General features: G+C 40.5%; 29 protein-coding genes, 1 tRNA gene, 1 rRNA gene and 1 other annotated feature. Of the genes, 22 read left to right on the top strand and 9 right to left on the bottom strand.

Annotation, left to right across the window (positions count from 1 at the left end):
- The 6 genes from IQ236_RS20960 to IQ236_RS20985 all read left to right on the top strand — a co-directional run.
- Positions 1 to 133, top strand: a 23S ribosomal RNA gene (locus tag IQ236_RS20960); the annotation flags it as partial.
- A 145-nt stretch (positions 134 to 278) separates the two neighbouring features.
- Positions 279 to 812, top strand: coding sequence for an RDD family protein (locus IQ236_RS20965; RefSeq protein WP_193871085.1), 534 nt, complete (start codon positions 279 to 281; stop codon positions 810 to 812).
- Between the two features lie 39 nt (positions 813 to 851).
- Positions 852 to 1,040, top strand: a complete 189-nt coding sequence (rpmG, locus tag IQ236_RS20970; RefSeq protein ID WP_193871086.1) for a 50S ribosomal protein L33 — start codon at positions 852 to 854, stop codon at positions 1,038 to 1,040.
- Positions 1,041 to 1,122: 82 nt separating this feature from the next.
- On the top strand, positions 1,123 to 1,338 hold the full coding sequence (gene rpsR, locus IQ236_RS20975; RefSeq protein ID WP_026788747.1) for a 30S ribosomal protein S18: 216 nt from the start codon (positions 1,123 to 1,125) through the stop codon (positions 1,336 to 1,338).
- A gap of 8 nt (positions 1,339 to 1,346) precedes the next feature.
- The gene (locus IQ236_RS20980) at positions 1,347 to 3,362 is read left to right on the top strand and encodes a ribonuclease catalytic domain-containing protein (RefSeq protein WP_193871087.1); all 2,016 of its coding nucleotides are present in this window, start codon (positions 1,347 to 1,349) and stop codon (positions 3,360 to 3,362) included.
- Between the two features lie 122 nt (positions 3,363 to 3,484).
- Positions 3,485 to 4,108, top strand: a complete 624-nt coding sequence (locus tag IQ236_RS20985) for a 4Fe-4S single cluster domain-containing protein (RefSeq protein ID WP_193871088.1) — start codon at positions 3,485 to 3,487, stop codon at positions 4,106 to 4,108.
- A 295-nt stretch (positions 4,109 to 4,403) separates the two neighbouring features.
- Here the strand turns inward: IQ236_RS20985 and IQ236_RS27880 are convergent, their stop codons facing one another.
- The gene (locus tag IQ236_RS27880) at positions 4,404 to 4,718 is read right to left on the bottom strand and encodes a ferredoxin (RefSeq protein ID WP_322744290.1); all 315 of its coding nucleotides are present in this window, start codon (positions 4,716 to 4,718) and stop codon (positions 4,404 to 4,406) included.
- 440 nt (positions 4,719 to 5,158) lie between these two features.
- Here IQ236_RS27880 and IQ236_RS20995 point away from each other — a divergent pair, with 440 nt between their 5' ends.
- Complete coding sequence (locus IQ236_RS20995) at positions 5,159 to 6,523, top strand: ATP-binding protein (RefSeq protein ID WP_193871090.1); 1,365 nt, start codon at positions 5,159 to 5,161, stop codon at positions 6,521 to 6,523.
- Between the two features lie 78 nt (positions 6,524 to 6,601).
- Here the strand turns inward: IQ236_RS20995 and IQ236_RS21000 are convergent, their stop codons facing one another.
- The 4 genes from IQ236_RS21000 to IQ236_RS21015 all read right to left on the bottom strand — a co-directional run bounded on the left by IQ236_RS21000 (position 6,602) and on the right by IQ236_RS21015 (position 8,873).
- Positions 6,602 to 6,781, bottom strand: coding sequence for a hypothetical protein (locus IQ236_RS21000; RefSeq protein WP_193871091.1), 180 nt, complete (start codon positions 6,779 to 6,781; stop codon positions 6,602 to 6,604).
- 25 nt (positions 6,782 to 6,806) lie between these two features.
- Positions 6,807 to 7,241 carry a DUF29 domain-containing protein gene (locus IQ236_RS21005; RefSeq protein ID WP_193871092.1) on the bottom strand — a complete coding sequence of 145 codons (435 nt, stop codon included), beginning with the start codon at positions 7,239 to 7,241 and terminating at the stop codon, positions 6,807 to 6,809.
- A gap of 19 nt (positions 7,242 to 7,260) precedes the next feature.
- A complete protein-coding gene (gene cobA, locus IQ236_RS21010) occupies positions 7,261 to 8,016 on the bottom strand; it encodes a uroporphyrinogen-III C-methyltransferase (protein ID WP_193871093.1) in 756 nt (251 codons plus the stop codon).
- Positions 8,017 to 8,366: 350 nt separating this feature from the next.
- A complete protein-coding gene (locus IQ236_RS21015; RefSeq protein ID WP_193871094.1) occupies positions 8,367 to 8,873 on the bottom strand; it encodes a type IV pilin-like G/H family protein in 507 nt (168 codons plus the stop codon).
- Between the two features lie 277 nt (positions 8,874 to 9,150).
- On the opposite strand from IQ236_RS21015, the gene IQ236_RS21020 reads away from it, so the two are divergent.
- Positions 9,151 to 10,026: a LysR family transcriptional regulator gene (locus IQ236_RS21020; protein WP_190519305.1), complete on the top strand. Its 876-nt coding sequence runs from the start codon at positions 9,151 to 9,153 to the stop codon at positions 10,024 to 10,026.
- A gap of 53 nt (positions 10,027 to 10,079) precedes the next feature.
- Here the strand turns inward: IQ236_RS21020 and IQ236_RS21025 are convergent, their stop codons facing one another.
- Both IQ236_RS21025 and IQ236_RS21030 read right to left on the bottom strand, forming a co-directional pair.
- Positions 10,080 to 11,798, bottom strand: coding sequence for an EamA family transporter (locus IQ236_RS21025; protein WP_193871095.1), 1,719 nt, complete (start codon positions 11,796 to 11,798; stop codon positions 10,080 to 10,082).
- 286 nt (positions 11,799 to 12,084) lie between these two features.
- Positions 12,085 to 13,365, bottom strand: a complete 1,281-nt coding sequence (locus tag IQ236_RS21030) for an inorganic phosphate transporter (protein WP_193871096.1) — start codon at positions 13,363 to 13,365, stop codon at positions 12,085 to 12,087.
- A 157-nt stretch (positions 13,366 to 13,522) separates the two neighbouring features.
- Between IQ236_RS21030 and rplS the strand changes: the two genes are divergently transcribed.
- The 8 genes from rplS to rplL all read left to right on the top strand — a co-directional run bounded on the left by rplS (position 13,523) and on the right by rplL (position 17,842).
- The gene (gene rplS, locus IQ236_RS21035; RefSeq protein ID WP_193871097.1) at positions 13,523 to 13,909 is read left to right on the top strand and encodes a 50S ribosomal protein L19; all 387 of its coding nucleotides are present in this window, start codon (positions 13,523 to 13,525) and stop codon (positions 13,907 to 13,909) included.
- A 114-nt stretch (positions 13,910 to 14,023) separates the two neighbouring features.
- A tRNA-Trp gene (locus tag IQ236_RS21040) sits at positions 14,024 to 14,096 on the top strand.
- A 180-nt stretch (positions 14,097 to 14,276) separates the two neighbouring features.
- The gene (gene secE / locus IQ236_RS21045; RefSeq protein WP_072720097.1) at positions 14,277 to 14,507 is read left to right on the top strand and encodes a preprotein translocase subunit SecE; all 231 of its coding nucleotides are present in this window, start codon (positions 14,277 to 14,279) and stop codon (positions 14,505 to 14,507) included.
- Complete coding sequence (nusG, locus tag IQ236_RS21050; protein ID WP_072719955.1) at positions 14,504 to 15,178, top strand: transcription termination/antitermination protein NusG; 675 nt, start codon at positions 14,504 to 14,506, stop codon at positions 15,176 to 15,178. Before secE ends, nusG begins: the two co-directional genes overlap by 4 nt.
- 9 nt (positions 15,179 to 15,187) lie before the next feature.
- Positions 15,188 to 15,613 (top strand): 50S ribosomal protein L11, encoded by a 426-nt coding sequence (gene rplK, locus IQ236_RS21055; RefSeq protein ID WP_072719956.1) that lies wholly within the window; start codon positions 15,188 to 15,190, stop codon positions 15,611 to 15,613.
- A gap of 94 nt (positions 15,614 to 15,707) precedes the next feature.
- Complete coding sequence (rplA, locus tag IQ236_RS21060) at positions 15,708 to 16,424, top strand: 50S ribosomal protein L1 (RefSeq protein ID WP_190519316.1); 717 nt, start codon at positions 15,708 to 15,710, stop codon at positions 16,422 to 16,424.
- A 118-nt stretch (positions 16,425 to 16,542) separates the two neighbouring features.
- Positions 16,543 to 16,731: a sequence feature (ribosomal protein L10 leader region), on the top strand.
- Positions 16,732 to 16,832: 101 nt separating this feature from the next.
- Complete coding sequence (rplJ, locus tag IQ236_RS21065; RefSeq protein ID WP_193871098.1) at positions 16,833 to 17,381, top strand: 50S ribosomal protein L10; 549 nt, start codon at positions 16,833 to 16,835, stop codon at positions 17,379 to 17,381.
- Between the two features lie 65 nt (positions 17,382 to 17,446).
- Positions 17,447 to 17,842, top strand: coding sequence for a 50S ribosomal protein L7/L12 (rplL, locus tag IQ236_RS21070; protein WP_072719959.1), 396 nt, complete (start codon positions 17,447 to 17,449; stop codon positions 17,840 to 17,842).
- Between the two features lie 264 nt (positions 17,843 to 18,106).
- Here the strand turns inward: rplL and IQ236_RS21075 are convergent, their stop codons facing one another.
- A complete protein-coding gene (locus tag IQ236_RS21075; protein ID WP_193871099.1) occupies positions 18,107 to 18,286 on the bottom strand; it encodes a hypothetical protein in 180 nt (59 codons plus the stop codon).
- Positions 18,287 to 18,768: 482 nt separating this feature from the next.
- On the opposite strand from IQ236_RS21075, the gene IQ236_RS21080 reads away from it, so the two are divergent.
- From IQ236_RS21080 to IQ236_RS21100, 5 genes are all read left to right on the top strand, one after another.
- Complete coding sequence (locus tag IQ236_RS21080; protein WP_193871100.1) at positions 18,769 to 20,190, top strand: nicotinate phosphoribosyltransferase; 1,422 nt, start codon at positions 18,769 to 18,771, stop codon at positions 20,188 to 20,190.
- A gap of 52 nt (positions 20,191 to 20,242) precedes the next feature.
- On the top strand, positions 20,243 to 21,181 hold the full coding sequence (locus IQ236_RS21085) for an ADP-ribosylglycohydrolase family protein (protein WP_193871101.1): 939 nt from the start codon (positions 20,243 to 20,245) through the stop codon (positions 21,179 to 21,181).
- 47 nt (positions 21,182 to 21,228) lie between these two features.
- The gene (locus IQ236_RS21090; protein ID WP_193871102.1) at positions 21,229 to 21,807 is read left to right on the top strand and encodes a nicotinate-nucleotide adenylyltransferase; all 579 of its coding nucleotides are present in this window, start codon (positions 21,229 to 21,231) and stop codon (positions 21,805 to 21,807) included.
- A gap of 179 nt (positions 21,808 to 21,986) precedes the next feature.
- Positions 21,987 to 22,721 carry an NUDIX hydrolase gene (locus tag IQ236_RS21095; RefSeq protein WP_193871103.1) on the top strand — a complete coding sequence of 245 codons (735 nt, stop codon included), beginning with the start codon at positions 21,987 to 21,989 and terminating at the stop codon, positions 22,719 to 22,721.
- A 176-nt stretch (positions 22,722 to 22,897) separates the two neighbouring features.
- Positions 22,898 to 24,301 (top strand): IctB family putative bicarbonate transporter, encoded by a 1,404-nt coding sequence (locus IQ236_RS21100; protein ID WP_193871104.1) that lies wholly within the window; start codon positions 22,898 to 22,900, stop codon positions 24,299 to 24,301.
- Between the two features lie 71 nt (positions 24,302 to 24,372).
- Here the strand turns inward: IQ236_RS21100 and IQ236_RS21105 are convergent, their stop codons facing one another.
- On the bottom strand, positions 24,373 to 24,555 hold the full coding sequence (locus tag IQ236_RS21105; RefSeq protein WP_193871105.1) for a hypothetical protein: 183 nt from the start codon (positions 24,553 to 24,555) through the stop codon (positions 24,373 to 24,375).
- 747 nt (positions 24,556 to 25,302) lie between these two features.
- Here IQ236_RS21105 and IQ236_RS21110 point away from each other — a divergent pair.
- A complete protein-coding gene (locus tag IQ236_RS21110) occupies positions 25,303 to 25,506 on the top strand; it encodes a hypothetical protein (protein ID WP_190519338.1) in 204 nt (67 codons plus the stop codon).
- Positions 25,507 to 25,524: the final 18 nt, after the last annotated feature.

Below are 25,524 nucleotides of genomic sequence, written 5' to 3' on the forward strand. Positions count from 1 at the left end.
CCCACCTCAAGATGATTACTCTCATTGGCTTAACCAAGTAAGGTCACGGGCAGAACACCCGTTTATAGGTGTTAGGTCGAAGTCCAGCGATGGATGCAGCCGAGACACACTAACAGACCGAGGGCTTGACCTCATCTGTTTTCTTCTGATTCTCTATGCAGTCTTCAATGTTTTGTTTATATTTTTTCAATCCATTCAATCAAAAAATCAAGCCTCTTTCTAATTAATCAGAAGGAGGTTTTGTTATTTTTAAGAATATTGGTTATTTGGCTGTGATCATGAGTTCTGATTTAATCCCTGTACCTGATCCTAAAGTACCCATGTGGCGTCGTTATGGGGCTTTAGGGATTGATTTTTTGTTGGTTGGGTTATTTTGTTTTGCGTTAAGTGCTAACGGGCTAACTCTCTTATTTGTATTTATGATGAGTTGGTTAGTCTGTCGTGTTGTTGTTGTGTCTAAAAATCAAGGACAGAGTTTGGGACACTGGGCTTTTGATATTCGAGTGGTTGACAGTCAATTTTACCGAACCCCTCGCCTTTTAGAACTAACAAAAAGAGAAGCGGTGATCGGGTTGGGCGCTTTTCTGTTTCTGCTCGGTTTAGGGAATCTAGCCTCTGGAAATGCCGCAATTTTGTTATTGATGCTGCCTATTATCATAGATTGTGGAGCCGTTTTATTCGATACCAGTCGTCATCCTCAGACGGTTCATGACCGCATTGGGCATACGATTGTGATTGGTAGCAGACGGGGCTACTCCCTGGATGTGAAAATCCGCTATTTTATTGACAAAGTGAAGCGAGAGATGAAATAATAAATATTTGTGCTTAAATAATCAAAACTGTTTACAATTATGGCTAAAGGTGTTCGCCTCGTTATTACTTTAGAATGTACGGAGTGCCGTACAAACTCGGATAAGCGTTCCCAAGGGGTGTCTCGATATACCACAACCAAAAACCGTCGGAATACGACAGGACGCTTAGAACTGAAAAAGTTTTGTCGCCATTGTAACAAACACACGGTTCACAAAGAAATTAAGTAATGATCCCCTTGGTGTTCATTCCTGAAACACTAACGTCCACCCTTAAACCAATTTCAGCAATTCATAGAGGATTAATTTCAGCATGACTTACTTCCGTCGCCAAGTTTCCCCCATTAAACCCGGAACTCCAATCGATTATAAAGATATCGAACTGTTACGGAAATTTGTTACAGAACGCGGTAAAATCTTACCACGTCGGATTACCGGGCTGACCTGTAAACAGCAACGAGATCTGACACAAGCGATTAAACGGGCTAGAATTCTAGCTATGTTGCCTTTTGTGAACAAGGAAGGCTAATTTTATCTGTGGAAAAGGGTACTCTGATTGAGCTTAGATTACACGGAGAGCGTCGCCTCGCCGTTGCTGACCGACCTGAAGGTAAAAAACACTGGGTTGTTATTGATGAAAACCTCCTAGCTCATACGGTTCACCCTCGGCAAATTGCTTACGAGGTAACGGGGGCTACATATAAACCTGCGGATATTCCGGCGTTTACTAAAGAATTGCAACCTTATCTTGATCCGTCAAGTTTAGAGGTGGCTTGGGAAATTTTAGTGGAGCAAGGAGATACCGTAGACCCCAAAGAAATGGCTCTGCTTTTGTTTTCGGAGCAGAGTCCGCCTCAATGTTATGCCAGTTATGTGCTGTTGTCTAATGATAAACTCTACTTCAAACAGAAGGGCGATCGCTACGAACCTCGCTCTCCTAATCAAGTTGCAGAGATTAAACATCAGCAGGAAGTTGAACAGCAAAAGCAACGAGATGTTCAAGAATATTGGCTGCGAATCCAAAAGAGACTAGCGGGTGAAGTGGTAGAATGGCAAAATAGCGATCGTACCCGCTTGGATGCGTTAGAGCGTTTTGCACTTTATGGAGAAGAAGCTTCCAATATTGCACCCGCTTTAGAAACGTTGGCAACTTTGGAACGATCTCAAACGCCCCAAGCTGCGTTCCAACTGTTAGTAGACTTAGGGATATGGGGTCTACATGAAAACCTATCTCTACGTCGCAGTCAAATTCCCACCCAATTTTCAACTCAAGTGCTTGAAGTAGCTCGATGTTGCTTAAATTCTCCCCCCCCTGATCCCGATGTTAACCGTTTAGATCTAACTCATCTGAAGGTGTATACCATTGATGATGAGAGTACCCGTGAGATTGATGATGGTTTAAGCTTAGAGATTTTGGAGGATGGACGACAACGAATTTGGATTCATATTGCTGATCCGACTCGTTTAATTTCCCCTGGAGATGAACTAGACTTAGAAGCTCGTCGGCGAACCACAACGGTTTATCTACCGACGGGGATGGTTCCCATGTTCCCCTCAGAATTGGCAACGGGGCCGATGAGTTTAGTTCAGGGCCAAATTTGTTGTGCCTTGAGTTTTGGTGTGATTCTGGATGAAAGGGGTGGGGTACAAGATTATAGTATTCATGTCAGTACGATTAAACCAACCTATCGCCTCACCTACGATGATGTGGATGAGATGTTGCAAATTGGCATCCAAGGGGAGCCAGAAATTGATGCTTTATCGATCTGGGCTAAACGTCGTAAGGAATGGCGCAATGCCAATGGGGCGATTAGTATTTATATGCCAGAGTCGCTAATTAAGGTGAACGGCGAGGAAATCAGTATTACGGTGTTAGAAGATTCTCCGTCCCGACAAATGGTGGCGGAAATGATGATTTTAACCGGAGAAGTCGCCGCCCGTTATGGCCAAACCCATAATTTAGCTTTGCCCTATCGCAGTCAACCGCAACCGGAATTACCCCCAGAAGAAGAGTTGATGCAGTTACCTCCTGGGGCAGTTCGAGCTTGTGCGATGCGGCGTTATATGCCTCGTAGCGAAGTGAGTTTAACTCCTTCCCGCCATGCCAGTTTGGCGTTAGAGACTTATACCCAGGTGACATCACCCATTCGCCGTTATAGTGATTTGTTGGCTCATTTTCAAATTAAAGCTCATCTGCGAGGAGAATCGCCTCCTTTTTCTGTGGAACAAATGCAGGAAATGGTGATGAGTTTAGGGCCTGCGGTGAAAGAAGCCTCTAAAGTTGAACGGGAAACGAATCGTTATTGGAGTTTGGAGTTTTTACGTCGTAATAGTGATGAAATTTGGCAAGCCACGATGTTGCGATGGTTGCGGGAAGATGCTAATTTAGGGTTAGTCTTTTTAGAAGAGTTAGCTTTAGAATTACCGATGCGGTTTAGCCGTGCTGTGGAAGTTGGAGAACAGTTTGAAGTGAAAGTCAGTCATGTTGATCCGCGTTTGGATGTGATTCAATTTCAAGAAATTATTACTCCGGCTGCTTCATCAATGGTTTAGTCTTTCCCAAAGATCTGTAAAAATAATTAATATTGGCTTCAATTCTAAAAAATCAAGCCAAGGTAGAACTATAGATCAAAATTTTCACCCATTAACTGTGAAATCAATGGAAGGAGAACGTGATGAAAACCGTGAAGTCTGTCCCCCCCTCTGACCTCTTTATTCCACCCGGATATCTCAATATTATGGGTTATGTGGATGAATCTGAGGTCAATGGCCCTGGATGTCGGGCGGTGGTTTGGGTTCAGGGGTGTTTGCGGGAATGTCCGGGGTGTTTTAATCCTGAGTCTTGGTCATTTAAACCTAATCAGTTAATTGCGGTTGCAGATCTAGCAGAACAAATTTTACAACATCCTCGAAATCAAGGGGTAACATTTTCAGGGGGCGAACCTTTTTGGCAAGCTGAAGCTTTAACTCAATTAGCAAAACTGGTTAAAGCGAAAGGATTCAATGTGATGTCCTTTACAGGCTTTACCTTAACAGAATTACAATCTCCAGACGCGCCTCCCCACGCTCAAGATTTATTAGCAGAATTGGATATTTTAATTGATGGCCCTTATACAGAATCCTTAGCCATTCATTCTCCAAATTCTTTAGTTTCTTCTCGAAATCAACGGGTTCACGTTTTTAATCAGGAATTACAAGATCAACTCACTTGGGCGTCAGATCAAGTTGAAATTCATATTCTCAAAGATGGACGAAGAATTATTACCGGATTTCAAGGTCACATGAATTTAGATGAATAGTTGTTTAGAATTCTATCTTTACATTTTAAGAAAGTTAATAAATATTGGTCTGTAAGAGTGGGAAAAGCTGATCGTGCGTTGGGAATTGAAGTTTAAAATGGAATTTTATGGTTTTGGATGGGTACTCATGCTGAATATGATAGATTAATCGGTAAATAAAAGCGATCGCTGTTTTAATGGGAAGATTAGGGAAAAGAGCGATCGCCTATCTACATCTAAAACCAAGATTTAAGCACAGTGTGGAACAGGCATCTTGCCTGTTATCGAACTAACCTTAAATGTAGGTTAATTATAATTAAATAAGTTCGTCCTCTTGATGTGTGATAATTGTGCAGTCTGAAGTTGGACAAGCAATACAAGTTAGAACATAACCAGCTTCAATTTGATCATCATCTAAGAAAGAATTATCTAATTGACTAACACTACCTGCAATTAATTTTCCAGCACAAGATGAACAAGCACCAGCACGACAAGAATAAGGTAAATCTAACTTAGATAATCCAGATTTTTCAGCCGCATCTAATATATACTCATCATCATCTACTTTGATAATATAAGTATCCTCTGGAGTGATCAAAGTTACTTTATAGCGTCCAGAATGACGACTTATAAGATTTTTAATTTCATAATCACCTTGTTTAAGGTTTTGTTCTATAGATTGAGTTACTGCATAATTCCGAGTCTTTGACTGTTGCCAATAATCTATTAACGCTTTTGCGGCAGCTTTCCCTGCTTCCTTAGCTAGTTCACCAGCAAAACCTTCTACGAACTTATCTACGGACATTTTTTAACCTCTAATAATTGTTAAAAACTATGTTTACCTCAAAAATCAAACTAACTCAATTTTTGTAAGTTTAAATCTGAGTCTTCTGATGAGTATGCCAAATATTTCAGAATACTTCTACTTTCTAAAACCGTTATTTTCTTGTATTTCCTGACTTATTTTATAAAAAAAAATTACAGCAAAACTGTTAAAAACCGTTATTTTCTGATTTTTCTGAATAGAAAACTATGCTATAATCCCTGAAACCATTACTGAATATAGCTTTTATGTCTATTACAGAAGTTTTACAATTAATGGATCACTTAGTATCTAAACACACAGGAAACCCTCTGGATGATTTACAAAGAAGGGCTATTTTAGGAATTTTGCAACATCAAACCTACTCTGACATTGCTGAAGGGATAAATTATGATGAGGAATATATCGGTAAAATTAGTCGTGAATTATATAGTATTGTCTCTCAAGAATTAAAAGATTTAGGGCAAGAAGCTGATGTTAAAAAATCTAATTTTTCTACATCTATAGAAAGATTAATTAATTCAGGGAATCATTACTTTTTACAAAATATCAATCATATTCACGGCAATTTATATGTTAACACCACACAAAATTTACCTCAAAATAGTAATTATCTTAAATCATCTTATCAAGATTTAACCTTCGCGCCTAAAATACTCAAATTTTATAACAGAGAAACTGAATTACAAACCCTTTCTAATTGGATTTTCAATCAAAATACACCTTTAATCTCAGTTTTAGGATTATCAGGAATAGGTAAAAGTTACTTGGTTAGAAGATTTATTGACTTAAACCTAGAACAATTTGAAGTGATTATTTGGAGAAGTTTAAAATATCCTGAATCTTTAGATTTATTAATTGATGATTTACTCAATATTAGTCAAAAACAAATTAAACCTAATAACCATAATAAATTAAAACAATTATTTGATATTTTTAGAGAGAAACGATGTTTAATAATTCTTGATGATGTTGAAAATATCTTTATTACTGGTGAATTTGCAGGACAATATCAATCTCAATATCAAGATTATCAAAACTTTTTTACTAGAATTATTGAAACAGAGCATCAAAGTCATGTAATTGTAATAAGTCAGGAAAAATGTAAAGAAATGGAATGTTTAGATGAGGAACTATATCCCGTTAAATGCTTAGAGTTATCAGGATTAGATAGTCGTGAAATTCTCATTAATATGGGATTAAAAAATGAAGAGAGTTGGTCAAATTTAATCAATTTATATGAAGGTAATCCTTTTTATTTAAAAACTATTGCTAACTCAATTAAAAATATTTATGATGGCTATATTGGTGAATTCTTAGCCGATAATGAATTAGTAATTCCTAAAGATATACAAACAAATTTACAACTATTATTTAATAGATTATCACCAATAGAACAACAAATTGTGATTAAATTGAGTGATTCTGAACAGCTTGTATCCAGAGAAGATTTAAAAACAAGTTTAAATTTATCTTCAACTGATTTAATTAATAGTTTAGAATCTTTACAAGACAGATATTTAGTAACTAAAGTAACAGGAGATAAAATCAGGTTTAAATTATCGAATGTTTTCAAACAATATATAAAAAATTGTAGTAAAAATAGCTGTTAAATTTCTTACCATTCCCTAGCATCAACAAATAACGATAAATGCTTGCTGGTGCAGAATCTAATAAAATAACTTTACTCATTAAATTGAAACATCTTCTAAAGATTCAATAATTTTTAAGGTTTCTTTTTGCTCAATTTCATCATCTAAATCAGCCCAAGACTCAAATAATTGTTTGATTTTTTCTGGATTTTGTTCACTATTATTAATTTGATTAATAGCATTATTCCAAGCATTAATAGAGATTTGTTTTGTCAGCACACTTTGATGAATATTGTAATTATCTTTAGATTATACCATATTCTAAAGTTTCCTTTAAACTAAAGGGTGACTCCTTGGGAAAGAAATTCAACTTAATTTCTGTTTCATCCGATGCTTTTAAACGGGCTTTTTGATAACAGTCTTCAAACACTTCTGGAAGCAGAGGCTTCAAACTGGGACTATCTTCTAATAACCCTTCAATACAAATCCGTTGTTCTGTGATGGTACTGCGCCAGCTTTCACTGCGTTTTTCGGGTTGATAGTGCCATTTTAATAGGTGCATTAATAACACAATTAAACGACTTTTTAATTCCCGTTTTTCACTTCTTCCCATACTTTCAATTTCTTCAATCAAATTTATTTTATCAATTTCATTAAATTTATTTTCTTTTAACTGTTTAGCCGTGATTTGTGTCCAGAGGTAAAAATCCTGTTCATATAAATTATTTTGTGTTTTCATATAATATCCTTATTTACTTCTACAAATTCAAATGGGATTTAAAATTCACAACCGAACCAATAACAGCGATCGCAGGGGCTTCAAAACCTGTTTCTTCTACTTTTTGAACGATGGTTTCTAAGGTTGCAATTAACTCTTCTTGATCCGGTCGAGTTCCCCAGCGAATTAACGCCACAGGAGTTTCCGGGGATAGTCCAGCTTGGGTTAACTGTTGAATAATATAGGGTAAATTGTGAACTCCCATATAAATAACGATGGTTTCTGAACCTTTCGCGAGTGCTTCCCAATTCACAGAAGGTCGATATTTTCCGGCGGTTTCATGACCCGTTACAAAGGTAACAGATGAACTATGATCTCGATGAGTTAAAGGAATTCCCGCATAAGCTGGTGCCGCAATTCCTGATGTAATTCCAGGTACAATCTCAACAGGAACACCCGCTTGAATTAAATCTTCCATTTCTTCGCCACCGCGACCAAAAATAAACGGATCTCCTCCTTTTAACCGCACTACAACAGCATAAGTTTGAGCTTTTTCAATTAACAGTTGAGTGGTTTCTTCTTGTAATAATGAGTGTCGTCCTCGTCGTTTTCCCGCATGAATTTTTTCCGCTTGAGGGTTAATTAAATCTAAGATTTGAGGACTAACTAAAGCATCATAAATGACGACATCTGCAAATTCTAACAAGGTTTTTCCTTTAATCGTTAATAAGCCGGGGTCTCCTGGCCCTGCACCGACAAGATAGACCTTACCTAAACAGTGTTGAGGTTGATTCATAGTCACTTTACTCAAATCTTAGTTCGTTGAAAAGAAAGTTAAACAAATTAACTGTATCTTTCGAGGCGATGGGTTTGCTATGTTGTTAATTACCGATAACTGAATGGATGATTTTACTCACTGATTTAACACAACCTGGTAATACAAATCTGTAATTAAAGATAACTTTTTTTACAGTAGCAATTTTTCCTAGAGGGAAGAACAGTATAGAGGGGGAGAAAACCAGAACCCTTAAGGCGAATTTTCTCGGTTTCGGTTGAGCGATCGCACCTCAACTATTCTCGTTCCTGAAAGATGATAAGTATAGAATAATATGAAACTGTAGCGATTTTGTCATGTTTTAATTTTATTTATTTGAGGAATTTCATCGAATCCATCAATTGAGCATCAAGGGGACAGCGAACTTGATAAAAGTTGGGAAAAGGAGGTTGAATGGGAGTTGGAGCCGTAAAGGAGGAGCGAGGACTTTTACAAATTCCTCCCACCAGGATAACGGATTGATTGTTCTTAATCTTAAAGATCGCGCCAGAGTAACTCACCCGTCGCCAAATAATAGGAATCGCTTCAAAAAATACTCGATCTGACTCTACCGTCATTTTAAAGTGATAGGTTCCGATACCTTTTGAAGTCCCTTGATATAGATTTTCTAAGTTAGGAGTAAATTTACCATATTTTCTCAATTGTTGATTTTGATTTTTAATTAAACTCCTTAAAATTGATCTACCTTGTGCTTGCTGACCTCTACGAATTTTATTATCAAAGTGAAAAAAACCTAGAGTAACCAGGATTAATAATAGACTTGAACAAGACAAATATATCCATTTTTTTTGAGAATCTAAAAGAGTAAATTTTGACATATTTGTGATCCTAGATTGGATAATAAAACAGAAATTTTTCATGAATGATGCTAAATTTAATATAACGGTTATCAATTAAAAATGGATAAAAATTTACTATAATATAACTTAGTTTATTAAAGTTAACTCAACGTTTGCACGCGCAACTGAAGTCGGGGAGGTGAATATAGTGCTCCCCATGATGGGTTATGACTTCGGAGTCAAACCTGAAACCCTTTGACTTCTTACTGTTCGGTGTTCGGTGTTCCCTTGCGCTATAGCTAACAGCTTAAGGAAAATGAATATTGACCAATTGGAAATTTTATTAGTCGTGTCAGAACAAGGAAGCTTTTCAGAAGCAGCATTAAGTCTAAGTATCTCTCAATCTGCTGTGAGTCGAGCGATCGCAGCCTTAGAAGATGAACTGGGTGTCCCCTTGCTGCTGCGAGGACGGTTTGGTGCTCGTCCCACCCTAATAGGAGAACGGGTAATGCTACACGCCCAAAAAATCTTAGAACTGCGTGAAACCATTGATTATGAAGTCAATTTAGAAAAAGGCTTACAGCGAGGAAAAATTCGGGTTGCATCCTTTCGCAGCGCCGCAACTCACATCCTTCCCTCAAAAGTTGCTCTATTTCGGAGCCGTTTTCCCAATGTAGAAATCACAATTACCGAAACCGATCCGTTAGGAATTGAACAAGCTTTACGAACAGGTCAAGTCGATATTGGCTTAGTTCCGCTACCCCGTTCTGAAGAATTTCAAACCTGGGAAATAGCCAGAGATGAATATGTGGTGTTGCTCCCTAGCTGTGTCGGTCACATTCCCGAAACCTTAACCTGGGAAGAACTCTCAACCTACTCTTTTATATTATTTAATTATGCCGAATGTACCTCTGCGGTGCGTGAACATTGGGCAAAATGGGGACAATCGTTAAAAGTCGCCTATCAAATTAAAGAAGATTCAACCATTGTTAGTATGGTCGCCCAAGGCTTAGGAGCCGCAATTTTACCCCGTTTAGCCGCCTTACCCATTCCTCCCCAAGTCCAAGTTAGAGCCTTACCCGCTCCCCTAGAACGAGTGATTGGTGCTGCAATCTGGTCAAATGGCTTCCATGTTCCGGCCGTTTTCGCCTTTCTCGATGTCTTAAGAGGAACGGGAGTATTTTTAAAGTAGACAGAGGAGTGTTGAGTGTTAACCGTCAACCGTCAACACTCAACCGTTAACCTCTAACTGGCTTTACGCTTGGTGCCGATCATACGTTCAACACTCATGGCTCCCACGCCCAAAATCACTAAAGCCATCCCATAAATTTGCTGCTGTTTAATGGATTCACCAATAATCCAGAAAGCAAACAACGCCGTTAAAGCTGGCCCCGTAGTCCCGATAATCGAGGCTAAGGAAGCTCCCGCCGAACGAATGGCAAAATTGTTTAATAAATAACTCGATAGGGTGAGAACCCCTAAAACAACGCCACCGATGATTAACCCGTTCCAAACTCCCGGTTCAATACTAATCCCTAAATTATCGGGTAATACCATTAAGCTCACGGCTGAAAACACAAAGATAGCCGCAAAGTTCACCAAGCTAAAGGGAATCGGATGCAGTTTTCCCGCCGCCACTTGTGTCAACAGTACATAACCCGCAAATGCTACACCTGCACAGATTGCGGCGATCACACCTACCTGTACATTACCCATCGCGATATTAGGATTTCGGGCTGGTAAACACAGAATACCTCCAGCCAAAATCGTAATCATGGCAATCACTCGGATTAACGTGGGTCGATCTCCAAATAAACCCCAAGAAGCAATTACCGTAACAATGGGGTAGATAAAGAAAATCGTAATCGCAATTCCGGTTGGAATTTCACCAATTGCCACATAAATAGCGACTTGAGATAAAAATAAGAAAAATCCACTCCCAATCACCGTTAGCATTAAGCGACGATCACCAGACTGAAGAAAACGTCGGAGATCCTGCCACACTGGGGGATACAAAAACGTTGCCACAATCGGCATCAGTCCCATGACCACAATCATGCGGAGTAACAAAATTAATAAGGAATTTCCGATGCCAGGAGAAATAATTCCTTCCAGCGAAAATAAACCCAAGATTTCACGGGGTTGTGGCCCTTTGAGAATAATCTTGAGACAGACGTTAAATAACGACAGGGATACGGCCGATAGTAACGCTAAAAATAAGCCCAATTGCACCGGAGAAGAGGGTTTTGCCCCAGAAGGAGCGGTTTCCGGTGTCTTCGTTAGGGTCGTCTTCCCTGGGGGAAGGGCTTCAGGACGTCCGCTTGAAAATTCCCGTCTGGAACTATCTCCTGGCAGGGTTGAGGCTTCAGCCTGTTGCTGTAAACGAGCAACAATGGCTTCTAACAAAGCTTCGGCTTGCTGTTCGAGGGTTTGCATATTGTTCAAGCGTCGAGACAGGTCACTTTGGTAGTGACTTAATTCCTGCTGTAACGCCTGAAATGTATGGTTGAGGCTTGTTTCCAAAACCGCTTCCAATTGTCGATTATTGAAATTTTCATCTTTTCCCAGATCAGACAAGGGAACCAGTCCACTGGGATCGGTTGTTAATACAGGTGGATCGCTGGCTGCTTTGATTTGATTAATCCGAGCAATCAACGCTTGTTCGACATTACGAGCAACAATTTGGGTCAGTTGTTTCAGCCAAGCTGGATTGGGAGGAATGCGATCGGACAGCGTTTGGAACTGCTGAGATTGCAGTCGCCGATATTCCGTTTGCAGGCTGTCAATATCCTCAATTAGACGAACTTTATCTGCTTGGAGTCGTTGAATGTCCTGAGACATTTGTTCCTTCATTTGCCGATGAAACGCTTCCAACTCCTGCATCACCGAATTGAGGATTTCGTCTGTTGGTGTTCTGGTTTCTCCCGATCCCAAGGGTGGCGGTTGATTGTCCTGTGTCCCCATTCGTGATTAACCTCTTATCTATCTGCTGATTCAGCTATTCCGCCACTCATACCCACGCTGCCTGTGTCCCGGTTTCACAATCTGACTCCGATAAAGGCACAACGGGAAAAATGGCGACTGGGGTAAAATTGCCCCAAAGCCTGGTAGAAACCAAGCATGGTCGGTCTCTACACAATAGCTCATTCTCTAATGATTCACCAAAAATATCAGTAAAATCGCGTCCTTGTATAGTCCTAGATTTGCCAAATCCGATCTCCTAAACAAGTTTTAGGAGCCTGTTGCTAATTCAGGATCTGGTTATTGATTCCATCACTTTAAATAGAATCGCACTCAGCAAAGCTGCGGTGGGAACCGTAATCACCCAAGCTAAAATAATAGAACGGACGGTATCTAAGCGCACAGACTTTCCCCCCTGCACCAGTCCAATTCCCACCACACCTCCGACTAAAGCATGGGAAGTAGAAACCGGAAGTCCTAAACGAGACGCTAATAATACGGTTGTTGCTGTTGCTAATTCTGCACAAAACCCTTCACTCGGAACGAGGGAAATAATATTTTCTCCTACGGTCTTAATGACGTTTTTACCCCAAATCGCTAATCCTGTGACAATCCCACTACCTCCTAAGAGTAACAGCCAAGTGGGAATTTCAATATCGACTAGAGGAACAGAACCCGTTTTGATCACTGCTAAAATTGCAGCTAAGGGCGCAATTGTATTACCCACATCATTTGACCCGTGAGCAAAGGCGACAAAACAAGCACTAATCACCTGAAATTGAGCGAGTTGTTTTTCTATCCCTGGAAATTTTTCGGGTCTGGAATTAGAAATAGGAAGGTTTTGTTGTTGTTCCAATTGTCGCCAACTGATCCAGGTTAAACTGACCGCAGCTATTCCCCCAATGGCTAAGGGAATATCATGAACAGGCAGTGTCCACCCCCACTGATTTAAGGTGTTTTGTAGGGGGGAACTCAAAATCGGGAAGACGATCACCCCAAAAATTGCGATTAAGGCACTACTCAACCAAGGAATCCATTCTCGAATTTGATTATGGGGATCGGGTTGATCTAAAATCCAACGCTTGATTAGGGTGTAAAATAAGGCGGCAATTATCCCACTCATCAAGGGTGTGAGTAACCAGGTGAGGGAAATCAAACCAATAATAGGCCAGTCTACGGCTTTAAGTCCGGCGGCGATTGAACTAAATCCAGCGATCGCTCCGACCACTGCATGGGAGGATGATACGGGTAATCCATAACGGGTGGCAATTTGTAACCAAAATCCGGCGGAAATCAACACCGATACCATGCCAATCACGAACTCTTGAGGCATTGAGATAAAGACTTCTGGATTAACAACCCCCGTAGCTAAGGTTTTAGAAACTCGTTCTCCAAACACTACCGCTCCGGTAAATTCTAAAATTCCGGCGACGATAATCGCTTGTTTGAGGGTCAAAGCCTTGGAACCCACCGATGTCCCCATCGAGTTAGCCACATCATTTGCCCCCAAATTACAGGCAACATAGAAGGCTAACCCCGATAACAAGATGATTGGTACGATTGAATCCATTTTGGTGACTGTTAGCGGTTGATGATTGACGATTGCAAAAGTGCCTATTGTCCGTTGCCCCTGATCACTGATAACTGATAACTGATAACTGATTTGATATAGATTTTACAATCCGTTTTGATCTATAATAGGGGCTTGTGAGTTTTGGAAAATCATTATGAAGGCGGAAGAAATTATCCGTTCTATTGAAACGGCAGAAATTGAAAACCTGCGGCAACAACTCAATAAACCCGATCTCCCCGACATTTATGTGGGCGATACGGTGAAAGTTAGTGTGAAGATTCAAGAAGGCGGTAAAGAACGCATTCAACCTTATGAAGGCGTTGTGATTGCCAAACGTCATGGCAGCATTAACGCCACCATCACCGTGCGTAAGATTTTTCAAGGCGTCGGGGTTGAGAGAGTCTTCTTAATTCATTCTCCTAGAATTGTCAGTATTAAAGTTCTGCGTCGTGGGAAAGTGCGTCGGGCAAAACTCTACTATCTGCGTGACCGTGTGGGTAAAGCCACTCGCGTCAAACAACGCTTTGATCGCAGTCTATAACGGACTCAACTCCCGACCATCTAGGATTCCCCTAGAGATTTTCGGAAAATTTTTTAACTAAAGTCTGCAAGTTGTGTTAAGCTAGATAAGGTAAAAGATCAGCCACTCCGCTATGCGCTCTTAGTTCAGTTGGTAGAACGCAGGTCTCCAAAACCTGATGTCGGGGGTTCAAGTCCTCCAGGGCGCGCTGGATACCTCCAATGCCCAGACGAAAGGAAATCTTGCGTCTGGGCATTGTTCCGAAAAGCAACAAGTCGGAACATTGTGTCAGAGGATTCAGTGTGATAAATTAACAAGTTTGGGCGGATGTGTGACCCTCTTTCAGCTAAGATCAGGATCAGATACCGTAAGATCGCAAGGGGAGTTCATGGTGGTCAACAAGAAAGAAGAAGTTGGAGGTCAAGAAACAACTTCTGGCTTTAACGCTTCTACGTTCCTCAAAGAAACGAAAGAGGAATTGGACAAAGTAGTCTGGCCAAGCCGACAGCAACTCTTAAGTGAGTCGGCGGGCGTATTGTTGATGGTCACTCTCTCGGCTAGCTTGATCTATTTAGCAGACAACTTCTTTCGTTGGGCGTCGGGGCAAATCTTCGGATGACTTTTACATCGGACGAATCACAACATTCAGACCTCATGGCAGATACAGACGAACGTTCCCAGGAGTTTTCACCGGGAGAGCGTCGTTGGTATGCTGTTCAGGTGGCTTCTGGCTGTGAAAAACGAGTCAAAGCGAACCTGGAACAACGGGTACAAACCTTGGATGTTGCGGATCGGATTTTGAAGGTGGAAATCCCACACACCCCAATGATTAAACTGCGGAAAGATGGCAGTCGTCAACACGGTGAAGAGAAAGTATTTCCAGGTTATGTTCTCATTCAAATGAGACTAAAATGGAATAACGAACTCAATCGCTGGGAAATTGACGATGAAGCTTGGCAGGTGGTCAAGAACACGCCACACGTGATTAATTTCGTTGGGGCGGAACAAAAACGGCATTCGGGTCGGGGTCGAGGTCACGTTAAACCTCTACCATTGAGCCATGCTGAAGTGGAGCGTATCTTCAGACAAGCGCAACAACAGGAACCGATTGTCAAGGCCGCAATGGCGATAGGGGATCATATCATTGTCCTTTCAGGGCCGTTTAAAGACTTTGAAGGAGATGTGATTGAAGTCAGTCCAGAACGCAGTAAGCTCAAAGCGTTACTGTCGATTTTTGGGCGAGATACCCCCGTAGAATTAGAGTTTACTCAGGTTGAAAAACAAGGCTAAGGCTAAGGAATGGCAAAAAAAGTTGTAGCAGTTATTAAGTTGGCAATTACTGCGGGCAAAGCCAACCCTGCACCCCCCATTGGCCCCGCTTTGGGTCAACACGGGGTGAATATTATGGCGTTCTGCAAAGAATATAACGCCAAAACCGCAGATAAAGCAGGTCTTGTAGTTCCGGTGGAAATTTCGGTTTTTGAAGACCGGAGTTTTACCTTTGTTCTGAAAACCCCTCCGGCTTCGGTGTTAATTCGCAAAGCCGCAGGTATTGAACGGGGTTCAGGGGAACCGAACCGCAAGAAAGTGGGCAAAATTACGCAAGCTCAGTTACGAGAAATTGCCGAAACCAAAATGCCCGACCTGAACGCAAATGATGTGGACGCTGCTATGAAAATTGTGGCAGGAACCGCCCGCAACATGGGAGTTACCATTGTCGATTAAGGCGACTTCAGGCGTTGGTTGAATACTTTGATTTAAGTTAACCCTTTAATGGGGGAGAAGTGTCCCTTCGTTAATCACCCCAGGAGATTAGAGAATGACAAAAAAAGTATCTCGTCGATTACAAGAACTCAGAAAAAAGGTTGAAGAACGGCCCTATGAACCTTTAGAAGCTATTAAACTGTTAAAGGAAACCGCTACAGCTAAGTTTCCTGAAGCAGCCGAAGCTCATATTCGTTTAGGGATTGACCCCAAATATACAGATCAACAACTGCGGACAACCGTGACCTTGCCCAAAGGAACGGGCCAAGTGATCCGGGTGGCGGTATTAGCCAAAGGTGAAAAAGTCACGGAAGCTCAAAGTGCAGGGGCTGATATTGTTGGCTCAGAAGATTTAATTAATGATATCCAGAAAGGAATGCTGGATTTTGACTGCTTAATTGCTACACCGGATATGATGCCTCAAGTGGCAAAACTGGGACGGCTGTTAGGGCCTAAAGGCTTAATGCCTTCTCCCAAAGGGGGAACGGTGACGATGGATGTCGCCCAAGCGATCGCAGAATTTAAAGGCGGGAAACTAGAATTTCGGGCTGATCGTACCGGGATCGTTCATATTATGTTTGGGAAAGCCGCGTTTTCTGCGGAAGATTTGCTGGTGAACCTATCGGCTCTGCAAGAATGTATTGACCGTAACCGTCCGTCGGGGGCAAAAGGTCGTTACTGGCGCAGTGTGTTTATTGCCGCCACAATGGGGCCATCTATTGAAGTGGATATTACCGCACTGCGAGAACTAAAAATTGGGGATGTGGCTTAAAGCTGAAAAGTGGAACAGGCAAGATGCCTGTTCCACTTTCCACTTTCCCCAAGATTTTTACAAATTTCCTTGACAAATTCAATAAAATATGCAATGATAAAAAATTGCGTATTTAAACCAATAAACGGCTAACTCACCGCAGACAGCAGGGGCAAAACGCTTAATGTCCTGCCGAGGTTAAACGAGTTTAAAGCTAAACAATTATAGGGTCAGTAACAGACTAACAGGAATCTGTATGTCTTTATCCTGAATGTTTAAGTTTTAAGTTTTGACCTCGGTAAAAAACCGAGGTTTTTTATGGCGAATTCGCGCTCTGCCGCGTCGGGGAAGAAGTCAATCATTGTCGGTCATCACATCACCTTAAAGGGATGAACATGAACCGCAATGTCACACGGAGGTTCCACAAGAATGGGAAGAACCCTAGAAAATAAACAAGCAATTGTTGCCGAACTCAAAGAAACGCTCAAAGATTCACAACTGGCAATTGTGATTGACTACAGCGGCTTGTCCGTTGCAGAAATCACCAATTTACGGCAACAGCTTCGTCCCTCTGGTAGTGTTTGCAAGGTGACAAAAAATACCTTAATGCGAATTGCTATCGAAGGTCAAAGCAACTGGCAGCCTTTGACGGAGTTGCTGAAGGGTTCCAATGCTTTTTTATTAGTCAAAGAGGACTTTGGTAGCGCCATTAAAGCTTACCAAGCGTTCCAAAAGGCTTCTAAGAAAACGGAAGTTCGCGGCGGCGTTATGGAAGGGCGGCTGCTGAGTGAAAGTGATGTTAAAGCATTAGGAGATTTACCCTCCAAAGAGCAACTTATGGCTCAAATCGCTGGTGCTATTAATGGTGTGGCGACCAAACTGGCCGTTGGGATCAACGAGGTTCCAGGGTCTTTGGCACGCGCTCTCAATGCCTATGCCGAAAAAGATCAAAATGCTTCAAACGACGAAGCTGTATAGTTTCTCGGATAAGCTTTGGCAACAAGTATCAAACAAAAACGTTACATTGTCTAGGAGTTTAAAGAATGTCTGCAACTACTGATCAAATTCTGGAACAACTGAAGTCTTTAACGCTGTTAGAAGCGTCTGAATTAGTTAAACAAATTGAAGAAGCTTTCGGGGTGAGTGCTGCTGCTCCTGTGGGTGGTTTCATGATGGCGGCTCCTGGTGCTGGCGGTGCCGCAGCAGCAGAAGAAGTTGAAGAGAAAACAGAATTTGATGTTGTTCTGGAAGAATACCCGGCTGATAAGAAAATTACAATTCTGAAAGTGGTGCGTGAACTGACGGGTTTAGGTCTGAAAGAAGCTAAAGATTTAGTGGAAGCTGTACCTAAAGCGGTTAAAGAAGGTACCAACAAAGATGATGCTGAAGCAACGAAGAAAAAACTGGAAGAAGCGGGTGCTAAAGTTTCCGTTAAATAATTTTAACCTGGCTTAATTTTAGTTTTTTAGTTCGTTCCTCGCCTGGTTTCTAATTCAGAAATCAGGTTTTTTATTCTAGCTAGGAAACAGGGAACAGGGAACAGGGAACAGTAAGCAATGAATGAGTTTGCTGGTTACTGTTCTCTAATACTTCTGTTTCAAATTAAGGGCTATCATTCCCTAAGAAAAACTCAAAGAATGATAGCTGATAATATGAATTATTTTTGGTTTTTTTGTGGATGAAATGGCTTTCGGAAAGACTTTTTAATTGGGAGGAACAATTGGGTCATCTTCACCGGTTTTCTGAATTTGAGACAGAATGATGAAGGGTTGAGATGTTTGAGGTCTTTTAACAATAGAATAGACCCCTAAACCAGCATTTTCAAAATTTGCAGGCAATAAAATACTACCGTTAACAATACTAGATAACAGAAGAGTCAACATAAATTTGCAAGTCTCCATTGAAGTGAAATACAGCACCAAAAATGTGCATAACAAAACTTTCTGTTGCTTTCATCGACTGTGTATAGACCAGGTGCAGCAGAAATTGATGAAAAATCCGGTATAGAAACGTTACGCCTAAAAATTGTCTGTTGAGAACAGGGGAGACAAGATTAGGGATGGATAGACTTGAAAGATGAGTGGTTGTTCGGTAGCAGATGGAAAATAGCAGAGCAAACTCATCACTTTGAGTTTGATAGGTCTATTACCAGTTTAAGCGGAATTCTACTTTTGCACAAATGATAATTTTCTGATTAGGCTCAATTTTAATCAAAATTACCATAAATAAATTTACGATTTGCCTAAAAATCGCCTAAAACCCTTGAAAAACAGCATTTTTATCAAACGGTATCTAGGGTTACTCTTAATAAATTTGGTAAAATCTACTATAATTAAAGTATTGAACGCACCTAGGATCTGACGTTATGAGTACCGCTCTGTCTCCCCTTAAGTTTCAGGAAGTTTGGGAAGACCCCGACCTGAATTTTACCCCCGATGATTATAGTCTATTGACCGACCTCTACCAACTGACAATGATTGCCTGTTATACCGGGGAGGGACTCGACCAACGACAAGCCAGTTTTGAACTATTTACGCGCCGTCTACCGGAGGGGTTTGGCTATTTAATTGCCATGGGACTCGCCCAAGCCCTCGACTATTTAGAGAAATTCCGCTTCAGCGAGGCTCAACTTCATGCTCTACAGTCTACGGGACTATTTACCCACGCCCCCCAGAAGTTTTGGTCACTGTTGGCTACCGGACGCTTTACCGGGGATGTGTGGGCGGTTTCTGAAGGGACGGCTATTTTTGCAAACCAACCCTTCTTGAGAATAGAAGCGCCCCTCTGGCAAGCTCAGTTAATCGAAACTTATCTATTAAATACAATTAATTACCAAACCTTAATTGCGACCCGGGCAGCCCGGTTGCGGGATGTGGCAGGGCCAACAGCAACGTTATTAGAATTTGGCACAAGGCGGGCGTTTAGTCCCCAGGCGTCCATTTGGGCGGCGCGGGCGGCTTTAGCTGGGGGGTTGGATGGGACGTCTAACGTGTTAGCAGCCTTGAAATTAGGCCGAAAACCGACGGGAACGATGGCCCATGCGTTAGTCATGGCAATTTCGGCTTTAGAAGGGTCAGAAACTCAGGCATTTACGGCCTTTCATCGCTATTTTCCAGGGGCTCCTTTATTAATCGATACCTATAATACAATTGATGCTGCCCGTAAACTTTCAGAACAGGTGAAACGGGGAGAAATTGAACTAAAAGGGGTGCGGTTAGATTCGGGGGATTTAGTCAGTTTATCACAGCAAGTGCGATCGCTTTTACCTAATATTCCAATTTTTGCCAGTGGGGATTTAGATGAATATGAAATCGCCCGTTTAAAAGCAGCCGGGGCGATGATTGATGGCTATGGTTTGGGGACAAAATTAGTCACGGGAACTCCCGTAAATGGAGTTTATAAGTTAGTTGAAATTGAAGGAAAACCCGTGATGAAAGAAGCAACGGGAAAGACAACTTATCCGGGGAGAAAGCAAATTTTCAGAACCTTGAAACAAGGTCAATTAATGGCTGATGAGATTGGGTTAATGACAGAACCTATAGAGCCTGAATCTTGGCATTATTCTAATGTGCAATCAATATTTTCCTCACGGATACCGTTAATGCAGTTAGTGATGAAGGAAGGAAAACGACTTTATCCGACTGAATCTTTAACAGAAATAGCAGAACGCACAGCAAAATCTGTTACCAGTTTACCCTCAAAAACCCGATGTTTAAATCATCCCGTTTCTCCGAACCTTCAGATTTCTCCAGCGTTACAAGAATTAACAAAAACCACCCGTCATTAATTGTTGTAGAATGGATTGAGAAATGATCAGGGGGGAGCAAACGATTTTAAATATGAAAAAATCATCAATTTTATCGGGTTTAATGGGGGTTTGTGTGGGGGATGCACTAGGAGTTCCCGTAGAATTTTCTAGTCGCCAAGAACGTCTTCAAAATCCCATTACAACCATGACGGGACAGGGAACCTATCGACAACCTCCGGGTACTTGGTCGGATGATAGTTCGTTGATGTTATGTTTAGCAGATAGTCTCTGTCAGGGATATAATTTAAAAACGATCGCTGATTCCTTTGGTCGTTGGCGCTATCAGCAAGAATGGACACCTCATGGCGTGGTATTTGATATTGGTGGAACTACAAATCAAGCGATTAAAAATATCCTTAATGGGGTTAATCCTGTGGAAGCAGGAGAAACTGATGAACGCAGTAATGGAAATGGTTCCTTGATGCGAATTTTACCGATGTGTTTTTTATATTCTTCGGTTTCTTTCTATCAGTTAATGCAGTGGGTTCATGAATGTTCTTGTTTAACCCATGCTCATGTCCGCTCTCAAATGGCTTGCGGAATTTATATTAGTATTGCTGTTAAACTACTTGAAGGTTTAGACCTAAAATCCGCTTACCTTGAAGGAATAGACGCTGTAAAACCGATTTATTATAATCCCAGTTTAACGATAGAAGCCTCTCGGTTTGAACGGGTTTTAACCGGAAAAATTGATCAGTTATCAATGGATAAAATTGAATCCAGTGGTTATGTGATTCATACCTTAGAAGCATCTTTGTGGTGTTTATTAACGACATCTTCTTACGCTGAAGCCGTTCTCAAAGCTGTTAATTTAGGAGAAGATACCGATACAACAGCCGCAGTAACGGGAGGTTTAGCCGGACTTTATTATGGGTTAGAAAATATTCCTTCAGAATGGATTGAACAAATTGCTCGCAAAGATGATATTATTGCTTTATCTAAGCGGTTAGAACAAGCAATTCTCCAATAATTTGATTTGTATTGTGTTAATAAAAGTGACTTAAACCAAAACCAAAAATGACTCAAATTGCCCTATTTGGAACCAGTGCAGACCCTCCAACCGCAGGACATCAAGCCATTCTCCATTGGTTATCTCAACGGTTTGATCAAGTTGTAGTTTGGGCATCGGACAACCCCTTTAAAACCCATCAAACCCCCTTAGAACATCGAATGAAAATGTTATCTCTATTAATAGAGGAAATTAACCCGCCTAACCCCAATATTGCGGTATATCCTGAACTTAGTAGTCGCCGAACCCTAGAAACCCTAGAAAGGGCAAAACAATATTGGTCAGAGGCAGAATATACTTTAGTTATTGGTTCAGATTTAGTGCAACAAATTCCCCAATGGTATCAAATAGAAACTCTTTTAAAACAAGTAAAATTATTAATTGTTCCTCGACCGGGTTATGGGGTAGAAGCAACAGATTTAGAGAAACTTAAACAGTTAGGAGGACAGGTAAAAATTGCTGATATTAAAGGTTTGCCAGTTTCCTCAAGTCACTATCGTCAAACCGGAAATATAGAGGTTTTACCCCCTCCTGTACAAGCTTATATTGATCAAGAACAGTTATATGAGTCTACTGTTAAACACTGAAAAAATATTATCATTAATTTTTAACATTATTTTAGGTAAGCTTTATTGACAAGATTAAAAACTTAATCAAATGCTATGCTAACTATGAAATCCTTAAATTTCTGCTAGGAATGTAAGAACTATTGTCGCTTCCCTATTCCTTCTATTTTCATCTAAAAATCTAGGGTCAGGATAAATAAATGATTGAAAGAAATTCTAAAAAAACAGAATCTCCTCTCTTGGAAAATTTCAAGGTTGGGGTTGATAATGTAATTTTTTCTGTTGATACCGGGCAAAATCGTCTATTAGTTTTATTAGTCATGCGAAAAGAAGAACCCTTTATTAATACTTGGAGTTTACCGGGAACTTTAGTCCAAAAAGGAGAATCTTTAGAAGATGCCGCCTATCGAATTTTATCAGAAAAAATTTGGGTTAAAAATTTATATTTAGAACAATTATACACCTTTGGAGGGCCAAATCGTGATCCCAGAGAAGCACCGGATAGTTATAATATTCGCTATTTATCCGTCAGTTATTTTGCCATAGTTCGGTTTGAAGAAGCTAAATTAATTGCGGATAAAGTCACAGGAATTGCTTGGTATCCCATTGACAAAGTTCCCCAGTTAGCCTTTGATCATAATCAAATTTTAGAATATGGTTATCGTCGATTACAAAATAAAGTAGAATATAGTCCCGTTGCTTTTGATGTGCTACCCGAAGTGTTTACGCTAGGAGATTTATATCAATTTTATACAACAATTTTAGGAGAAGGCTTTTCCGACTATTCTAATTTTAGAACCCGTTTACTGAAGTTAGGATTTCTCTCAGATACGGGGGTAAAAACATCACGGGGAGCGGGTAGACCTGCAAGTTTATATCGATTTGATGCGGAAGCCTTTGCACCGTTAAAAGATAAACCTTTAGTGTTTGTTTGATGTTTACCTCTAACGTCCTATTTTTTATATTATACCTCGAATTCCTCTCTGATTTCAAGGGGAGGTTTTTCTCTGGATTCCATAAAATCTATAGAGAATTTTGTTGACAACAGGTAAATTAAGGTATACTAATGTCTGAATTTCATTCTCTATAATCTCAAAACCTATTACATGGCATGACCACCCTAAACACCGTTTGGCAACAATTTACTCTGCAAAACTTACTCATCTACCAATGGCGTAATACCAGTGTTCTCTATCGCTTAACGGGAGTTTTACACCAATGGCGACAGGGAAGTTGGCTATTGCAGTGGGGTGAACCCTTGGCGGCTTTATTAATTAGTATTTTATTCGGTTTAGCGCCCTTTGTGGGAACCGCATTAATTGGGGTTTTATTAATTGCTTGTGCCGCTTGGTGGTTATTATTAACCTTCACCGATGAACCTTCACAAACAGCCTTTACTCCGATTCATTTAATTGTTTTATTATACTGGGGAATTGCTACCATTGCAACCGCCTTATCTTTGGTTAAAATGGCAGCCTTTAGTGGGTGGATCAAATTAACCCTTTATTTAATTTTATTTGCATTAATGGCGAAAATATTGCGATCGCCTAAAATTCGTTCAATTTTTATTACTATCTTTTTGTTAACGGCTTTAATCGTTAGTGTTTATGGTTTAAGACAATGGTTTTCTGGCGCAGAAGCCTTAGCCACTTGGGTTGATCCCACTTCTCCACAATCCAACTTAACACGGGTTTATAGTTATTTAGATAACCCTAATTTATTAGCTGGATATTTATTACCCGCAGTGGGGTTAAGTTTAGCTTCATTCTTTGTTTGGAAAGGGATTTTACCAAAAGCTTTAGCCTTAACCATGATTATTGTTAATTCCTCCTGTTTAATCTTAACTTTTAGCCGAGGAGGATGGATTGGATTAGTGCTATTACTGTTTACCTTTGCCATTCTCTTATTATACTGGTTCAGTATTCGATTTTCTCCCTTTTGGCGACAATGGGCTTTACCAATGGGTTTAACTGGATTAACCCTTTTTCTATTATTTGCGGTGATATTTGTTCCCCCAGTTCGAGATCGGGTAGCGAGTATTTTTGCTGGACGGGGAGATAGTAGTAATAACTTTAGAATTAATGTTTGGATGTCGGTTATTGAGATGATTAAAGATCGTCCTATCTTAGGAATTGGCCCCGGAAATGTTGCGTTTAATAAGATTTATCCTCTTTATATGCAGCCTCGTTACACCGCTTTAAGTGCCTATTCAATTCTTTTAGAAATTACCGTTGAAACGGGAATCATCGGTTTAAGTTGTTTTCTGTGGTTATTAACCGTAACCTTTAATCAAGGATGGATACAATTAAAACGACTCCGAGAGTTAGGAAATATCCAAGGATTTTGGTTAATAGCAGCAATTTCTACGTTAGTGGGAATGTTGGGTCATGGATTAGTAGATACGGTTTGGTATCGTCCCCAAGTTAATACTTTATGGTGGTTAATGATTGCATTAATAGCCAGTTATTATCAACCCAAACCTCGAATTTTATCCGATGAAATTCAGACGTATTGAAATGCCTAATTTCTTCTCTCATTCGGTGTCCCGTCCCCTTCCAATACGTCTACAAATCGGGTATTCAAGGGTTATCCAATCCTCATTAATGCTTCTAATTCTTCAGTTATGGTGTAGTCAAGGGTTCCTAAAATTGGAGGAGAAAAGAGGTTTTGAATTGAAGACCAAAGTTCCTGAGCTTGTTTAACTTTTTCCTGGGAATAAAATGCACCAGCAACCGTAGAAGTAGAACCGTAGCAGAACAAGAATTCCATAGTCAGATTCTCACAAGTCGATGATGTTTACCTGTACTCAGTAAAACCTAAGTTGTTGAATTTCTACTCATGGTTGTGCTAGTTTCCGATGTGAGCCCTCAACCCCTAAACACTCAACACTTCAACTCCTAGAGATGGGTCTTGACGTACTCTCAAGTACGGTAACTTCTGTGGACAGTTGCTAAAACTGGCACAATCATTTTCCGAGGTGACTGTAATTTTTAGTGTTATTCTACCCTAACACAATAATATAGGTTTCAGGGCGATCGAGGAAACACCCAAATCCAGGTGTAAGAATTAAAACCCTTTTCCTTAATAATTCAGGAAAGTTGCGTTTTGTGAAGGGTAAGGTCAGAATAATTCAGGAATTCCTGGCGTCTTATTGACAAAAGCGGTTCCCTTGAGTTAAGAATAGCTGTGATGAGTGAGGCGTTTTTATTCCCAATCTTTCCTAACTTCTAGCTAGAACTTTAGGAACTGGGAGTTATCACTAATCATTCAGTTGATATTAAAGTCAGGGGAATACAAAAGTGACTTGTACCGCATTCAATTTAAGCGTTCTAGGAATCGAGAATCTTCAATTGAATAGCTTCAAGTTGCTTCAAACTATGTCCCTGAAAACGGAAAGAGTTAAACCTCAATCTGGGTTTAATATTGAACTTACCCTTCTGAACTATTTCTGAGATTAAGGGGTGTTTTTTTCTCAATCTAGTTAGTTACCGATTTCCAATCTTCTTGAGATCTCCTATGAAAAAGTTTGCTGTAGTGTTCACGGGTTTAGCAATAGCTTCTTCTTGTTTATTAACAGCTTGTGGTGGTAATACCACCACTGAAACTACCCCTGCTCCTGAAGCTTCTCCAGCAGCGACCACTGCTCCAGCAGCTTCTCCTTCTCCAGCAGCGACCACTGCTCCAGCAGCTTCTCCTTCTCCGGCGGCTTCTCCCAAATAAGGGAACTGATTTTACCGG

Origin of the sequence: Planktothrix mougeotii LEGE 06226 (assembly GCF_015207485.1) — a bacterium.
GTDB lineage: Bacteria > Cyanobacteriota > Cyanobacteriia > Cyanobacteriales > Microcoleaceae > Planktothrix.

Coding starts and splice junctions, on each gene's coding strand:
- IQ236_RS20965 (WP_193871085.1), top strand. CDS start 279: ATGAGTTCTGATTTAATCCCTGTACCTGATCCTAAAGTACCCATGTGG.
- rpmG (WP_193871086.1), top strand. CDS start 852: ATGGCTAAAGGTGTTCGCCTCGTTATTACTTTAGAATGTACGGAGTGC.
- rpsR (WP_026788747.1), top strand. CDS start 1,123: ATGACTTACTTCCGTCGCCAAGTTTCCCCCATTAAACCCGGAACTCCA.
- IQ236_RS20985 (WP_193871088.1), top strand. CDS start 3,485: ATGAAAACCGTGAAGTCTGTCCCCCCCTCTGACCTCTTTATTCCACCC.
- IQ236_RS20995 (WP_193871090.1), top strand. CDS start 5,159: ATGTCTATTACAGAAGTTTTACAATTAATGGATCACTTAGTATCTAAA.
- IQ236_RS21005 (WP_193871092.1), bottom strand. CDS start 7,241: ATGAAAACACAAAATAATTTATATGAACAGGATTTTTACCTCTGGACA.
- cobA (WP_193871093.1), bottom strand. CDS start 8,016: ATGAATCAACCTCAACACTGTTTAGGTAAGGTCTATCTTGTCGGTGCA.
- IQ236_RS21015 (WP_193871094.1), bottom strand. CDS start 8,873: ATGTCAAAATTTACTCTTTTAGATTCTCAAAAAAAATGGATATATTTG.
- IQ236_RS21020 (WP_190519305.1), top strand. CDS start 9,151: ATGAATATTGACCAATTGGAAATTTTATTAGTCGTGTCAGAACAAGGA.
- IQ236_RS21025 (WP_193871095.1), bottom strand. CDS start 11,798: ATGGGGACACAGGACAATCAACCGCCACCCTTGGGATCGGGAGAAACC.
- IQ236_RS21030 (WP_193871096.1), bottom strand. CDS start 13,365: ATGGATTCAATCGTACCAATCATCTTGTTATCGGGGTTAGCCTTCTAT.
- rplS (WP_193871097.1), top strand. CDS start 13,523: ATGAAGGCGGAAGAAATTATCCGTTCTATTGAAACGGCAGAAATTGAA.
- secE (WP_072720097.1), top strand. CDS start 14,277: ATGGTGGTCAACAAGAAAGAAGAAGTTGGAGGTCAAGAAACAACTTCT.
- nusG (WP_072719955.1), top strand. CDS start 14,504: ATGACTTTTACATCGGACGAATCACAACATTCAGACCTCATGGCAGAT.
- rplK (WP_072719956.1), top strand. CDS start 15,188: ATGGCAAAAAAAGTTGTAGCAGTTATTAAGTTGGCAATTACTGCGGGC.
- rplA (WP_190519316.1), top strand. CDS start 15,708: ATGACAAAAAAAGTATCTCGTCGATTACAAGAACTCAGAAAAAAGGTT.
- rplJ (WP_193871098.1), top strand. CDS start 16,833: ATGGGAAGAACCCTAGAAAATAAACAAGCAATTGTTGCCGAACTCAAA.
- rplL (WP_072719959.1), top strand. CDS start 17,447: ATGTCTGCAACTACTGATCAAATTCTGGAACAACTGAAGTCTTTAACG.
- IQ236_RS21075 (WP_193871099.1), bottom strand. CDS start 18,286: ATGTTGACTCTTCTGTTATCTAGTATTGTTAACGGTAGTATTTTATTG.
- IQ236_RS21080 (WP_193871100.1), top strand. CDS start 18,769: ATGAGTACCGCTCTGTCTCCCCTTAAGTTTCAGGAAGTTTGGGAAGAC.
- IQ236_RS21085 (WP_193871101.1), top strand. CDS start 20,243: ATGAAAAAATCATCAATTTTATCGGGTTTAATGGGGGTTTGTGTGGGG.
- IQ236_RS21090 (WP_193871102.1), top strand. CDS start 21,229: ATGACTCAAATTGCCCTATTTGGAACCAGTGCAGACCCTCCAACCGCA.
- IQ236_RS21095 (WP_193871103.1), top strand. CDS start 21,987: ATGATTGAAAGAAATTCTAAAAAAACAGAATCTCCTCTCTTGGAAAAT.
- IQ236_RS21100 (WP_193871104.1), top strand. CDS start 22,898: ATGACCACCCTAAACACCGTTTGGCAACAATTTACTCTGCAAAACTTA.
- IQ236_RS21105 (WP_193871105.1), bottom strand. CDS start 24,555: ATGGAATTCTTGTTCTGCTACGGTTCTACTTCTACGGTTGCTGGTGCA.
- IQ236_RS21110 (WP_190519338.1), top strand. CDS start 25,303: ATGAAAAAGTTTGCTGTAGTGTTCACGGGTTTAGCAATAGCTTCTTCT.